This window comes from Paenibacillus sp. ALE3, from assembly GCF_054113405.1.
Map to the genome: position 1 here is coordinate 3,608,456 of NZ_CM134214.1, position 12,616 is coordinate 3,621,071.

The 12,616-nt window shown below is 47.0% G+C and carries 15 protein-coding genes; 1 reads left to right on the forward strand and 14 read right to left on the reverse strand.

Annotated elements, in window-relative coordinates:
* Positions 1-135: 135 nt before the first annotated feature.
* The 7 genes from ACXHJ2_RS15965 to ACXHJ2_RS15995 form a co-directional block, all read right to left on the reverse strand.
* Positions 136-723: a GNAT family N-acetyltransferase gene (locus ACXHJ2_RS15965; protein WP_165081411.1), complete on the reverse strand. Its 588-nt coding sequence runs from the start codon at positions 721-723 to the stop codon at positions 136-138.
* The gene (locus tag ACXHJ2_RS15970) at positions 720-1,433 is read right to left on the reverse strand and encodes an HAD family hydrolase (protein WP_165081409.1); all 714 of its coding nucleotides are present in this window, start codon (positions 1,431-1,433) and stop codon (positions 720-722) included. Before ACXHJ2_RS15970 ends, ACXHJ2_RS15965 begins: the two co-directional genes overlap by 4 nt.
* A 34-nt stretch (positions 1,434-1,467) precedes the next feature.
* Positions 1,468-1,638, reverse strand: a complete 171-nt coding sequence (locus tag ACXHJ2_RS15975) for a hypothetical protein (RefSeq protein WP_165081407.1) — start codon at positions 1,636-1,638, stop codon at positions 1,468-1,470.
* 55 nt (positions 1,639-1,693) lie between these two features.
* On the reverse strand, positions 1,694-2,251 hold the full coding sequence (locus ACXHJ2_RS15980) for an SMI1/KNR4 family protein (RefSeq protein ID WP_165081405.1): 558 nt from the start codon (positions 2,249-2,251) through the stop codon (positions 1,694-1,696).
* Positions 2,252-2,310: 59 nt separating this feature from the next.
* Positions 2,311-2,706, reverse strand: a complete 396-nt coding sequence (locus ACXHJ2_RS15985) for a hypothetical protein (RefSeq protein WP_045243994.1) — start codon at positions 2,704-2,706, stop codon at positions 2,311-2,313.
* A 145-nt stretch (positions 2,707-2,851) separates the two neighbouring features.
* The gene (locus ACXHJ2_RS15990) at positions 2,852-3,937 is read right to left on the reverse strand and encodes a saccharopine dehydrogenase family protein (RefSeq protein WP_165081403.1); all 1,086 of its coding nucleotides are present in this window, start codon (positions 3,935-3,937) and stop codon (positions 2,852-2,854) included.
* The gene (locus tag ACXHJ2_RS15995) at positions 3,924-4,739 is read right to left on the reverse strand and encodes a class I SAM-dependent methyltransferase (protein WP_165081401.1); all 816 of its coding nucleotides are present in this window, start codon (positions 4,737-4,739) and stop codon (positions 3,924-3,926) included. The genes ACXHJ2_RS15990 and ACXHJ2_RS15995 overlap by 14 nt, the downstream gene beginning before the upstream one ends.
* A gap of 175 nt (positions 4,740-4,914) precedes the next feature.
* On the opposite strand from ACXHJ2_RS15995, the gene ACXHJ2_RS16000 reads away from it, so the two are divergent.
* Complete coding sequence (locus ACXHJ2_RS16000) at positions 4,915-6,006, forward strand: LuxR C-terminal-related transcriptional regulator (protein WP_165081399.1); 1,092 nt, start codon at positions 4,915-4,917, stop codon at positions 6,004-6,006.
* A gap of 75 nt (positions 6,007-6,081) precedes the next feature.
* Here ACXHJ2_RS16000 and ACXHJ2_RS16005 read toward each other — a convergent pair whose 3' ends face one another.
* The 7 genes from ACXHJ2_RS16005 to ACXHJ2_RS16035 all read right to left on the reverse strand — a co-directional run bounded on the left by ACXHJ2_RS16005 (position 6,082) and on the right by ACXHJ2_RS16035 (position 12,532).
* Entirely contained in the window at positions 6,082-6,261 is a 180-nt protein-coding gene (locus ACXHJ2_RS16005) for a hypothetical protein (protein WP_013370039.1), read from the reverse strand.
* 77 nt (positions 6,262-6,338) lie between these two features.
* The gene (locus tag ACXHJ2_RS16010; RefSeq protein WP_013370038.1) at positions 6,339-7,340 is read right to left on the reverse strand and encodes an NAD(+)/NADH kinase; all 1,002 of its coding nucleotides are present in this window, start codon (positions 7,338-7,340) and stop codon (positions 6,339-6,341) included.
* Positions 7,337-8,398, reverse strand: a complete 1,062-nt coding sequence (locus ACXHJ2_RS16015; protein ID WP_165081397.1) for an SPFH domain-containing protein — start codon at positions 8,396-8,398, stop codon at positions 7,337-7,339. The genes ACXHJ2_RS16010 and ACXHJ2_RS16015 overlap by 4 nt, the downstream gene beginning before the upstream one ends.
* A 231-nt stretch (positions 8,399-8,629) precedes the next feature.
* Positions 8,630-9,400, reverse strand: coding sequence for an alpha/beta hydrolase (locus ACXHJ2_RS16020; protein WP_058711802.1), 771 nt, complete (start codon positions 9,398-9,400; stop codon positions 8,630-8,632).
* A 118-nt stretch (positions 9,401-9,518) separates the two neighbouring features.
* A complete protein-coding gene (locus ACXHJ2_RS16025) occupies positions 9,519-10,541 on the reverse strand; it encodes a FecCD family ABC transporter permease (protein ID WP_165081395.1) in 1,023 nt (340 codons plus the stop codon).
* A complete protein-coding gene (locus tag ACXHJ2_RS16030) occupies positions 10,534-11,541 on the reverse strand; it encodes a FecCD family ABC transporter permease (RefSeq protein ID WP_165081393.1) in 1,008 nt (335 codons plus the stop codon). Before ACXHJ2_RS16030 ends, ACXHJ2_RS16025 begins: the two co-directional genes overlap by 8 nt.
* A gap of 10 nt (positions 11,542-11,551) precedes the next feature.
* Positions 11,552-12,532: an ABC transporter substrate-binding protein gene (locus ACXHJ2_RS16035; RefSeq protein WP_165081391.1), complete on the reverse strand. Its 981-nt coding sequence runs from the start codon at positions 12,530-12,532 to the stop codon at positions 11,552-11,554.
* Between the last annotated feature and the right edge of the window lie 84 nt (positions 12,533-12,616).

Below are 12,616 nucleotides of genomic sequence, written 5' to 3' on the forward strand. Positions count from 1 at the left end.
AAGCATCCTCTTGGGATTGCGCTTGCAAGATTGCTGAACCTTAAGCTGATGTCACATTGTATGCACACCAACTTGTCTGTATTTTTCGTCATATTATGAATCATATAAGCTCCCGCAATATCGTACAATCGCTTGCTAAAATTCAATACCACGTACTTTCGCAAAAACCATATGGTGTACCATATTCCCCTCTTCATCACACTCGACATTCCTTAAAATCCCCTCTAATGTAAAACCTGCCCGTTCCGCTACCTTGGCGCTGCGCGTATTTCTGGAATCACAAAGAATCTCCAACCGATTAGCATGTAAATGCTGTATGGCAAAATCCGTAATACCGTGTACGGCCTCTGTTACAATCCCCTTTCCGATCCATGAGGTTCTGAGCCAATATCCAATTTCGAATCTTCGTGCATCCCAATTCATTCGGTGCAGACCGCTACTGGCTACAAATTGTCCCGAAGCCGTATCAAATATATACAGCACCATGTCAGACCGATCCAGAAATTTAAGTCTGGCTTGGCGTGAACGGATTTCAGATTCCTCCTCCGTAGGGAGATTTCTCGCAAAAGGAAGCCAAGGTCGCAGCTCATTTACACTTTCTCGTATCGCTTCATTAACTGCCACTCCATCGCCCCACTGTGGAGCGCGTATGGTCAATCGCTCCGTCTGGAATTGTTCCGGGAACGATAACAGAATGGGATTCGGTTGCTGCTCCCTACTCATGATGCCCCCTCCTCCATATTCGATGGATAGCTGAGACGATCCAGCCAGCCAGTGATTTCACGTAGACTCCCAATCTGATGATCCGGTACAATGTCCATTTCATTCCACGTCATAAAGCCTTCCAGCCAGATGGTATGCAGCCCTGCACTTTGCGCACCACGAATATCATTCGTCGGATGATCGCCTACGTAACAGGCATGACCAGGTTCGGCAATGTCCAGCTCTTTCAGTGCCAACTCGAAAATACGAGGATTAGGCTTCTCGACGTTGACGCCACCCGATACGATAATGGAATCCACATAATCTCTCAGCATAACCCGGTCAATCTTAGCCTGCTGCGTACGAAGTGAGCCGTTGGTAATAATACCAAGCTTCAAGCCCCGAGACCGTAGTTCGGACAACACTTCCTTGGCTCCGTCCATCAGGACCGTAAACTTATGAAATTCACCGTACCAAAAGCCCAGCATCTCCTGTACTGTCGTATCGGGATTTTTCAGTTTCAGGTCTGCATGCAGCTCGGTATACAGCTCCCTCTTATCTCGATACCCGTCTTGATCCGCCAGACGTATTCGCTCAACGACAGCCGCGTGGCTGGCTGGTTCTTCTGCCACAATAAATCGTTCTATAAAACGCTCCGTATATGCAGCAAATGCCTGTTTGCGATGAATCAGTGTATTATCCAGATCAAAAATAATGGCTTCTATATACATAACGAGCTCCTTTCTGTCCGTAAATTTATAACGATCAGCTTGAGACGAATTGAAGAACTCCGATCACAAGAAGCAAGAAAAAAATAGACAAGAAAATGATGACCATATACTTCAGGATTTTGCTAGAAGTCGACTTTTGTTCGAGTTTTGTCTCGATTTGGGTTAGCCTTTCCTTGATTTCTTCCAAATCCTGTTCCACCTTCATTTTATGCTCTCCTTCCTTTGCCTCGACTTATTTAACTTCCTAGCGATTCGACGCTTCAACTACATAAATCACTCCAAAAGCGAACTGTTTTTACGGCCTCAAAATCAATCTGTTCGTAAGTCTTCTCTCCAAATTCCTGCTTGAAATATTCCTGCAAACTTTCTCCATACACGATAATATCCGTTTGATACACTGAAAATACCGGATTTCCTTCTTCACAAGGCTGCTCTGGGATATATCGGTGACCATAGATGGGGATCAGCTTGGGCACGCGCAAAAACTCACGTTTACATATGTCCACGGCTTCCTGCAAATCTGTTGGTCTATTCCCCCATTCAGAATGCCAGAATATATTCTGCTCCACATCAAAAATCATACCTTCGAGCGGCCAATTCAGCCTTTCCCAAATGACACCCATCCGCTGTGGTGACGTATCTCTCCAAGGAATAAAGCTTCTACCGATTGGAAGAACGTTCATCAGCAACTCTCTTAAGTCGGGCGGAAAGTGAATATCATACCTGTCTTCGACCTCAGTAATCTCCCGGGTGGATAAGCCTGGGGTTAAGGTTACATCGTCTTTACGTAATAGATCGATAATATAAGCGACATCCATCTTCGATTGAACACCTCTATTCGCTGTCTGATTGCACCTTCTGATTGAATTCGAGCAGCTTAGTCGAGCGGATTGGTCAAGAGGCCTACCAGACTTGTAACTTCAACTTCACCGACTCGGCGTGGGCCTTCCATAAAATATCCCCTGGTTCCTACATGTATCCGGTGTCGGTGTACCTTTTCCCTCATTTCTCCAAACAAAATCCACATTCTTGCCTGACCTTCCCGGTGAACCGGGTGCCTGGTATCCATGATCAATTGACCCTCTTCATCTTCAAACTCAGGATGTATTGCATAAATTCCCGTTGTTGTAATATCGTCGCCCTCATAGGAAAAATCGCAGCGATAACCCTGAATAGGCAGTTGTTTCCTGCCTCCTTCTTCCGGTGTGTAAAATCGATATTTTACTATAAAATCGTGCGGATGCTGCCTACTATGTTCATAGGGATTCCACATTTCATATCATCCCCTCTGGTCTTTCCCAGAAATATGTACTTCCTTCTAGTGTAATCCAATAGGAAAAGAAATCCAAGACCTATCCGCAAGGCATTGCCGAATAAGCTTGGATGATATGAGAGTCTTTTTTTCAGATATATGACTTTTATACTTGCTGTCCGTTCACCTGAATATCTACGTCTACCTGCTGTCCCAGCCAAGCCCGCATGCGATTCCACGAAAAAACCTGCTCCATGTGAAAAACACCATATGGAAGTTCTGAACGATACAGGGCAAGCGCCGCAAAAACGGCGGCTTTAGCAGTCAAATTAGACTGATGATGTCCCCTTAGCCTGCATTCAACCCTCGTCTCCTTGCCATTGCGAGATCCTTGGGCGTCTACCTTGACCGCTACAGCATTTCCTCCTAGATGCACTTTGCCAAAGCTGCGAACTACTGCATCACGAACAGTTGGCTGTAGGAGCAGACCTGATATTCCTATCGTCCGGAGCCCTGCCAGAAGACGGGTGGTCAAGCGCGAATCGAAGCACAGGCGTGTGCTGACTGTAGGAATATTGAGCGTACGTGGAAGTGTCTGCTGATCCGAAAAGGGAAACCGATACGCCCGATGACGACCCACTCCTACACCAAAGTCTGCTACTATGCCGTCGGTAAAGCTTCTTCGAGTCACTGGACGTCCCTGTTCTATCACCTCCAAGTCGGTATGAATCTGATCTACAGTCCACTCAATCGCGGCCTGACCGTGTCGATCACCCAAGCCCAGCATCAAAGATATGTTCAATTCATCCGTCTGATCCATGAGCTGTGTCGCTTGCAGAGCCAATAGATTGGTTAGCCCTGGAGCTAATCCTACACTTAACAATGCAGTGACTTGATAAGCTCGGGCCTCCTGATGACACTGCTCCACCTGACTCAAAAAAGCCGCATTCGCAGTAATATCCATGTAATGCACGCCATGCTGAAGACAGGTGCGTACCAAGGTTGTATTGTCCTGATCCAGACACATAATAATCATTTTAGCTTGCTCTAATATCGACGGGTTCATCGGTTCATGAATATTAAGCTGCAAAGGTCGTATCTTGCCATTCGATTGTTGGCTGAATGCAGTGGCACGTTCAAGACTACGGCCTGCGGCAAATACCTTGCCAGGGAACATTTCACTTAACTCTGTGCATACAATTTTCCCAACATGGCCATACCCGCCAATGATGATAATATTATCCTTTGTCATAAGCCATCTCTTCCTCCTTAACCGTAAACCATGCATTTACTAAAAAAGCACCATAATACCGGGTAATGCGAGTAAAGCCTGCACCTATCAACAGTTCCTGAATTGCCGCATTGGACACCGGGTTTGACTCACGACCGATAGAAGTAGCGAATCGCTCCCAATCCTCCAGTGAAATGCCCTGACTCAGCATATGGCCTTTCCACGCCTGCATTTGGATGGAAAAAGAAGGATCCTGCGGATTCCCATTAATAGAAGCTAGGCAAAAAGGTGCACCCGTCTTGAGTCGACCGGATATCTGGCGCAGCAATGCCTGTTTATTTTCCAAGCTCTGAAGAAAATGAAGCACCAGCAGGCAGGTAGCAGCGTCATAGACTGGTTCATCGGATAATTCTTCGCAGTACTTTTCGTGCTGTTCTTCAGGCGATTCTCCAGACAACTCTTCCAACGTGCCTGTAACAAATGATATTTGTGAACCGATGTCCGCTTGTGTCACACGTTGACGTGCCAAATCCAGCATGTGCTCAGAGGGATCAACTGCCGTAAAGGACCATGTCTGATGCCGCCCTCCGATCGTAATCAATTCCTGACCGCCCCCAGCTCCGACAATGAGCACATTCGGGTCGATCTTTCGGGTATGAGCCTGTGCTGCAACCTGTGCAGTTATCAAACAATCTGTCATCTCATACAGATGGGCATATCCTGGTATTTTTAAAGCAATCGTATCCGCGTATTTATGCACATTCGGATGATTCCAGCTCATCGGTTGATTTGAGTCGGTATTTCCAATATGAGGTTGTTTCATATATGCTCTCCTCCAAACATTTAGCCTTGATCTTCAGCGACCATTCGTTTATTGTAGATTTAATTAAGAATCATTCTCAATTATAAAGACAATACGAATATCCACCATCCCATAAATGTGGGATTTAAAAAGACGCGCTTTGAAGAGTCTCCAGCTTTCACGATAGGAGTAAAGAATGAACGCACATCGTACACCATTGGCACAGCTAAAGAATGCTCGACAGCCATTTATAGAACTGGAAAAAAAAGCTCTATCCCCACCTTTGTACAAGCACACGCTAATCGACCGCTTGCGTACCCAGGTTACTTTCGATGCGGCGTGCTGCACGTCGGTAGATCCGCGTACGCTGCTTTCCACAGGGGCATTTACGGAATCGGGTGTAGAGGACATTCATAGCAAACTGCTCGAATACGAGTATCTGCACGATGATATCATGAAATACGATCAATTGGTGCGAGAAGGACAGCCTATCGCGACGCTTCATGGATCTACACAAGGCCAGCCGGATCGCAGCACACGTTTTAGAAATGTTTTGCAACCCGCTGGATTCGGCGATGAGCTGCGTATTCCATTTATGTACAAAGGAAGCTGCTGGGGATTTCTTACGTTGTTCCGCCACTATGGAAAGCCTGTATTCAGCATGGAAGAGCAACAACTGCTTGAAGCGTTAGCACCGTCCATAGCCTACCATCTGCGTCAAACCAGTGTCGGTGTATCTCCAGCCCCCGCTATGGCTATGGAACATGAACTTGAGCCAGGTGTTCTGACGCTTTCCGCTCAACTAGAACCCCTCTCGTCCAATATAGTAGCAGAGCAGTGGTTAAAGCTGCTACGTCAGCAAGAAGGAATCCATGATGGCGATCTGCCAGCCTCTGTCCGGGCGGTAAGCTTGCGAGCGCTATCCACTACTACGGCACCAGCCAGACTATGTATCCCTTCCGCAGACGCTGGAACTCCTTGGGTCACCGTCAGAGCTACTCTCCTGCAAGGCGGACGCGAGCATACGGGCGAGAAGCAGCTGGCTGTATGGTTTGAGCCTGCTAAAGCAACCGACATGTTGCCGCTCATGGCTGAGATCTACTCATGGACTGAACGAGAGAGACAGCTTGTCCGGCTCATTGTCCAAGGCTTTTCTACCAAGGAACTGGCAAGTGCACTTCATATTACGGCCTACACGGTGCAGGATCATCTGAAAGCCATTTTCTTGAAAACAGAGGTAAGCAGCCGTCGTGAGCTAGTATGGAAGGTATATTCCAGATTCAATTAATTATGTAAAAAAGACAGATGACCCGGTTAAGGATCATCTGTCTTTGCATCACTGCTCTATTGAGACGCAAGAGTCTTATTTCTGCGAAGAGGATTTCGTATCATCGTATGATACTGGTGAGGGCTTCGCAATCCATTCATCAGCCTCAGGCTCGATATCCACGCCATTGTCCAGCTTCGTTTTCTCCATCAAGGAATCTCCGTCCTCGTTCTTCTTGTTGCGGATTTTCGCTTCGTCTTGAGTGTGGTCGCTCATGTTGATTCCTCCTTTTTTAATTTCATCTGATGGTTGTACCTTACTCATAATTACCCATTGCCGTCCTGTACAAACCTCTACACCACCAGATGCCCTTTTTTCTCCGCCGGTCCAATGGTCGCCTCAATGCCAGCATTAAACTCCAGAAAGTCGCTTTCCACTCCATCACTAAAAATAACTCCATTCTCCGGCATCTGCGAAGCAATGCGCAGCGGTCTTTCAACTGCCACCTGTCCAAACACCAGCTCCGCAGCAGTCGTCCGACTGGGAAACGGTTCTCTCACCGTAAAATAAAGCGATGGCGAGCTCCAGGTTGCACGATGATCCTGTCCCATTCCTTCTACTGTCCCCTCCTGACTAAAAGCAGCACCTGACACCAGGTGATCTGGAGTCAGCGAGACCGGATGCCGTGTAGCACTGCCGACAATCCCGGCCGCTCCAGCCAGCACACTGGTCAGCCAGCCTGTCGCCCCCAGTCCCGTGGAAACGATAATACCGCTGGACGATTGCTGCTCTACCTGATCCTCCAATCTCAACTCATATCTCGCAGAAACATGAGTTTTGCGCCCAATGAACAAATCGTTCACGGCATATAAGGATTGGCCATCATTCAGTTGGGCCTTAGCCAACGTAACCTCTTTAATCGGCCGTCTGTTCACGAACACATCCGGCACCACCCAGCGCAGATCAGATACAGTAAATGGCAGCAATACCCCGTCCCAGCGCAATGGATCTGGATTCACGCCGATTAGCGGCTGCTCGGTCAAATATTTTAACGTGTTGGCTACCAGCCCATCCTGACCCAGTACCACCACCGTATCCTGTTCACCAAAAATAAAGTTCGGCACATGCTCCCGTTCCACAATCTGCACACGGCCCAAGGCCGACAACTCGGACGTTGCCGTTGCCACCGCCCTGCGGTAATTTTCATCCTCCAGCACATAATCACTGAAATCCGCACCCAACCGTTCCATAAAGAAGCGAGCCTGCTGCACCGTATTGTATCGGACAATCAGTTCCTCCAGTCGCGTTTTACGCTTCACCAAAATAATCTTCTGCTCTGTCATTCGGTTGTTCATCGTGCTCTTCCTCCAGATCCTCTCGATCCTGCTGATCCGTTTGTTCCCGTATCTGACATGAGACCTTGTAGCAAATCCGGTGTAATATTCAACTGACCGATTTTCCCTGCATTTTCTGCGAGCTCCTGAAATGCGATCGCGATCAGCTTATCCGGGCTCATATCCATGTTGGCCATAGCTTGAAGTACGTTGGGCTCGACATCCTGCAACGATTTCATCACCGCTGTCAGCTCATAGGCCTTGGCATCGGCTTCCGCCTTTTTATTCGTTACGGTCAGCTCAATCAGTTCGCGTTTTTTCTCTTCCAAGGCCGTGTCAAACCGCAGCTGCTCCTCCTTCATCTCACTTTGCTTTTGCTTTACGGAACGCTCGGCATCCAGTTGGGTTTCGCGGATCTGCCTTTTTTTCGTCTCCACTGCAATTTCCGTATTCAGCTCATTTTCCTTTACACGGCGCTCCTGCTCAATGGATGCGTTACGACGCTCATACAAAGCATGATCCGCACTACGAAGAATTTCCTCTCTCGCCTGCGCTTCCAGTGCTCTCATCGTCTCCTTATTGGGTAAAATCGCCAAAATGGACAGCCCCATGACCTCAATGCCCAGTTTCTCCATTTCTGTATGCTGAGCAATATCCTTCGTCATGTTTTGGGCCAGACGTTCACTGGACTGAACTGCTTCTTTGAGTGGGACACGTTCCAAATACTTTTTGGTAAGCACCTTGGCAATGTTAATCACCCGTTGGGCCAGCTTGCTTGGATCGTCCGAAATGTAGCGCCGTTCCTTCAAATCATACGTGTAGTTTAAAATCTGCGTCGTTCTGCGGTAATCCACAATCCGATAAGTCAGTTGTCCCTGCACTGTCACTGCCTGGAAATCATTCGTCATATCCTCAAACATGAACGGTACATCAATGGAAGAGACCGGCACGACGACGACCGAGGTGGTCGGGGCGTAGTAATAAAAGGATAACCCGACACCCTCTCGAACCACCTTCCCGTTCTTCACCTTCATGACATATTCACTGGGTTGAAATTTAATAAAATTAAATCCAAACATCGTCGCTTCCTCGCTTTCTTTATCGTATCCATCATCTTGTTAATTATTAATTGTTATTATCAATTTGTTATTAACAATAAAATAACACAATTAAATAATAATATCAATATGACATTTACAAAAAAATAAAGGCTGTTTCCCTCTCCGATATGCTCGGTTAGGGAAGCAGCCTCAGATTTCTTGCATTTTTTTAATAAAAACACTTTCAAAAATGTATACCTATCTGCATATTTAAATAGAATCACTAGCAAAACGAACCGCTCTGCTAACCAAGACCGGCAGCACGGATATATGACCTTCGTCTGCAAATTCCCGGTACTCTACGTGTAGTCCTAGATTGTCCCTAGTCGTTAGACGTGCAGCTAAGTCCCTGGCTTTTTCCTGCATGCCACTAAAATGCCCAGCCTCTAACTCCCCTACAGCAATCAACAGCTTTTTAGTCCAATGCTTCTGAGCTATAGAAGCTACAAACTGTTTCTCTTCATCCTTAATAGCTTGTCCACCCCAGTGTATAGACGGACTTCCCGCCACATACACCTGAAAAGAGTCTGGTCTTGTAAACAGGGTATGTAATACGAACAGTCCTCCAAGCGAATGCCCGAAGATCGTCTGTCGGTTGCGGTCGATAGGAAAATCACGCTCAATCATAGGCTTAAGCTCATCTTCAATAAATGACAAGAAATGCTCGGCGCCCCCGCTTTCTATAGCTGCATCTTCGTTTGGCTTTATGGGAAGCTCTACAGCCGCCCCCGGTAATGTAAGATCGTAATATCGTGAAGGATGAAATGGAGCCTCTGTTGGATAGCCTATTCCTACAATGATAGCTGGAACAACCCCCGTTTTGTCGGGCCGTCTACCCTGAACGCGCACTGCTTCAACCATGGTTCCAAAAATAGAATTGGCATCCAGCACATAAATAATAGGATAACCAGATACAGGAGGTTCCTCGGCAGGGATGGCAATATAAATATGATACTCACGGTTTTCAGCCTGCGAGTGCATCACTCGATGCTGACTACGAGGAACGCATACGGCTCCGTGAGCATCGCTGGAATGATTAGCTTGCGTAAATACGTTATTAATGAGAATAACCTCCTGTAGAACCTGAATTCTAATGAAATCAGGCCGTTTTTTTCATAAGCAAGACTACTAAATAAGGGACCCCGATCACCGCAATAATCAGCCCAACGGGAATTTCCGCAGGCGCAACCACCGTTTTGGCAATAAAATCAGATAATAGCACCAGTACCATACCGACCATACCGCATACAGGAATCACAAAACGATGATGAAGGCCAACCAGCCTTCTGGCGATATGAGGAGACAATAATCCTACAAAGCCTATTCCTCCCGAAACAGACACACAGGCACTCACCAGTCCAATGCTGGACAACAGAAGAATAGACTTTTCCTTTTCGGTCGCAACCCCGAGACTTTTAGCTGTATGTTCATGTAATTGAAATAGATCCAGAACATATGACTTCAGCCAAATAACAGGAATTAAAATGACAAGCCACGGAATTACGGCAGCAACCAGCTTCCAATCAGCACTCCAAATACTGCCCGACATCCATACTGTCGCCATCTCGAAATCCGAGGCTTTCATTTTCAGCGACAGATATAAGCTTAAGGAACCGAAGCCAGAGCCAATCGCGATACCTACGAGAAGCAACCGCTGCGGATCCAGACGACCTGCTTTCCAAGCAAATAAATAGATCAGCAGCGCAGCCATCAAACCTCCAATCAAGCCGAAAAAGGGCATAGCCAGCGCTGCAGTCCAGCCGGTTGTTTCCATTTGTCCCTGGTAAAAGAACATAAATATGACGATGGCTGCCCCCGCCCCTGCGTTAATGCCTAAAATGCCGGGATCGGCCAAGCCATTTCGTGTAACTCCCTGTACTGCCGCCCCAGCAATCCCCAGACCTAAGCCGACCAAGGCCGCAATCACAATACGCGGTAGCCGAAAATCAAAAATCACCAAATCCAACTGCGGAGTAGGGTGAATACGGAACAAGGTCTGAATTACTTCCTGTAGGGTCATGTCGAACTCTCCATGGGTCAGACTGACATAGGAGGCTGCTAAAATGAGCGCAGCCCCGCCTGAAAGGACGAACCACAGCCGTTTCGCACTGATTTTACGCATGCTCTCCCCCTCCTTTTCTACGTATTAAGTACAGAAAGAAAGGGATGCCAATGACCGAGGTAACCACACCAATAGGCGTTTCAAACGGATAATTAAGAAAACGGCTCAATACATCAGACATGCCCAAAAAAACACCACCGATCAATCCAGAGCATGGAATGACCCAACGGTAATCTACACCGATTAAATATCGGGTAATGTGCGGAATCAACAAGCCAACGAAGGCAATTTTTCCTGCCAGCGCAACAGAAACACCTGTCAGCAATGCTACACAAAGCATGGCCCCCAGCTTGACCGGTAATGCCCGCTGTCCCAGCCCTGTGGCCACGTCGTCGCCCAGCGACAATAGTGTTATTGGCTTGGCCAGCAGCATCGCTCCCACAATTGCCACAAGAGCAAAGGGAATTGCCAATTGAATCATATCGGGATCCATCTGATGCAGACGAGCGTTAAACCAGAAGCTTACATTTTGCGATACATTAAAATAAATGGAAAGAACGGCCGACAGACTGCTTAAAAACGTGCCGATGATCGTTCCCAAAATGGCCATACGAACCGGAGCAAGACCGCCGGGAATCATCCAGGCTAAACCAAACACAATAGCCACTCCTAAAGCAGACCCCGCAAAAGAACTTCCGATCAGGCCCATCGAAGTGGAGTTTGGCGCGAGAATCATCATTAAGGTGATCACAAATGCCGCCCCATCCGACACGCCCATAATTGAGGGTGAAGCCAAGAAGTTCCGCGTCATTCCTTGCATAATGGCTCCTGAAATCGCAAGAAAAGCACCGATTAATATAGAGCCGACCGCTCTGGGCAGACGCGAGTTTAAAACGACCTGATGATCCACATTCCCAGCATCAAAATGAAAAAAGCTAGCAGTTACCGTCTCCCATTCTATCGTTTTGGCTCCATACATCACAGACAGCAGTAGCGTTAATACGATAAATAAGGGAGAGACGAAGATTACAACATAAGGAGAGATCAACTTTTTTCCCATGTTCCTACCTTTACTGCGAAAGTCGGTTCATAACCGCTTCCAAAAAGGCAAGTTTGCTCCATGAAGTACCACCTTGAGCATTGGAATCTACAATATTGACGAAGGTTTTCCCATTCTTAACGGCATTGATGCTGCTCCAAATCGGATTCTTCTCCAAATCTGCCAACGCCTGCGGTTGATCCTTGTTCTCTCCTTCAGAGAATTGCACGAACAGATAATCCGGGTTCATATCAGCCAATTTCTCCAGAGAAACCGCCTCTTGTGCTTTAACTGTATTTAACTCTTCCGGTACTTTAGCTCCTAGATCAGCATACAGCGAAGGATTGAAATATACATCTGCAGGATATACATACAAATTGCCTGTACGAATCCTTACCATGAGTACCTTTTTATTTTCCCATATTGGCTTTAGCTTCTGTTGGGCCGCTTCCGCATCTTGCTTGTACTTATTCAGGATCTCTTTCGCTTTCGCCTCTTTGCCCGTAAGTTCTCCCAACATTAATAGATTCGCTTCCCAGTTCGTTGAAATATGGGATACTGGAATCATTGGAGCGACCTTACCTAGCTGATCTGCCACCGCAGGCCGAAATTTAGAACTTCCCAGAATTACATCCGCTTTCAGTTTGAGGATCGTTTCAGCGCTAGGCTGCATTCGGTCACCAACGTCTGTAGCTCCTTCCATTGCTTTCTCCATGAACTCAGGGAATTTCCCGCCCGAGGTAACCGCCCCAGTTGGTTTCACTCCAAGGACAGCCGCATCTTCCATCGCTTCCAGACTAGCTATAATAATATGATCCGTTTTGGCCAGCTTATAAGTCTTATCTAGATATGTAATCGTCTTGGCACTTTCTCCGTCAGAAACAGACGTTTGTGTCGATGCATTGGTATTCTTTTGGGCTGAGCTATCCACCTCCTGTACCTTTTCACCACATGCCGTCAACAGCAAACTTGCCGATAACAAGGTACACACCCATACTGCAAACTTCTTCATAATCTGAAAGACTCCCCTCTACCTACTTGAATTTACAGATAATAATTATCATTATCATTGATAACTATTATCAATAGTAGGAGA

Coding starts and splice junctions, on each gene's coding strand:
- ACXHJ2_RS15995 (WP_165081401.1), bottom strand. CDS start 4,739: ATGAAACAACCTCATATTGGAAATACCGACTCAAATCAACCGATGAGC.
- ACXHJ2_RS16030 (WP_165081393.1), bottom strand. CDS start 11,541: ATGGGAAAAAAGTTGATCTCTCCTTATGTTGTAATCTTCGTCTCTCCC.
- ACXHJ2_RS15990 (WP_165081403.1), bottom strand. CDS start 3,937: ATGACAAAGGATAATATTATCATCATTGGCGGGTATGGCCATGTTGGG.
- ACXHJ2_RS15975 (WP_165081407.1), bottom strand. CDS start 1,638: ATGAAGGTGGAACAGGATTTGGAAGAAATCAAGGAAAGGCTAACCCAA.
- ACXHJ2_RS16020 (WP_058711802.1), bottom strand. CDS start 9,400: ATGCACTCGCAGGCTGAAAACCGTGAGTATCATATTTATATTGCCATC.
- ACXHJ2_RS16015 (WP_165081397.1), bottom strand. CDS start 8,398: ATGTTTGGATTTAATTTTATTAAATTTCAACCCAGTGAATATGTCATG.
- ACXHJ2_RS16005 (WP_013370039.1), bottom strand. CDS start 6,261: ATGAGCGACCACACTCAAGACGAAGCGAAAATCCGCAACAAGAAGAAC.
- ACXHJ2_RS15970 (WP_165081409.1), bottom strand. CDS start 1,433: ATGTATATAGAAGCCATTATTTTTGATCTGGATAATACACTGATTCAT.
- ACXHJ2_RS15980 (WP_165081405.1), bottom strand. CDS start 2,251: ATGGATGTCGCTTATATTATCGATCTATTACGTAAAGACGATGTAACC.
- ACXHJ2_RS16035 (WP_165081391.1), bottom strand. CDS start 12,532: ATGAAGAAGTTTGCAGTATGGGTGTGTACCTTGTTATCGGCAAGTTTG.
- ACXHJ2_RS16010 (WP_013370038.1), bottom strand. CDS start 7,340: ATGAACAACCGAATGACAGAGCAGAAGATTATTTTGGTGAAGCGTAAA.
- ACXHJ2_RS15985 (WP_045243994.1), bottom strand. CDS start 2,706: ATGTGGAATCCCTATGAACATAGTAGGCAGCATCCGCACGATTTTATA.
- ACXHJ2_RS16000 (WP_165081399.1), top strand. CDS start 4,915: ATGAACGCACATCGTACACCATTGGCACAGCTAAAGAATGCTCGACAG.
- ACXHJ2_RS16025 (WP_165081395.1), bottom strand. CDS start 10,541: ATGCGTAAAATCAGTGCGAAACGGCTGTGGTTCGTCCTTTCAGGCGGG.
- ACXHJ2_RS15965 (WP_165081411.1), bottom strand. CDS start 723: ATGAGTAGGGAGCAGCAACCGAATCCCATTCTGTTATCGTTCCCGGAA.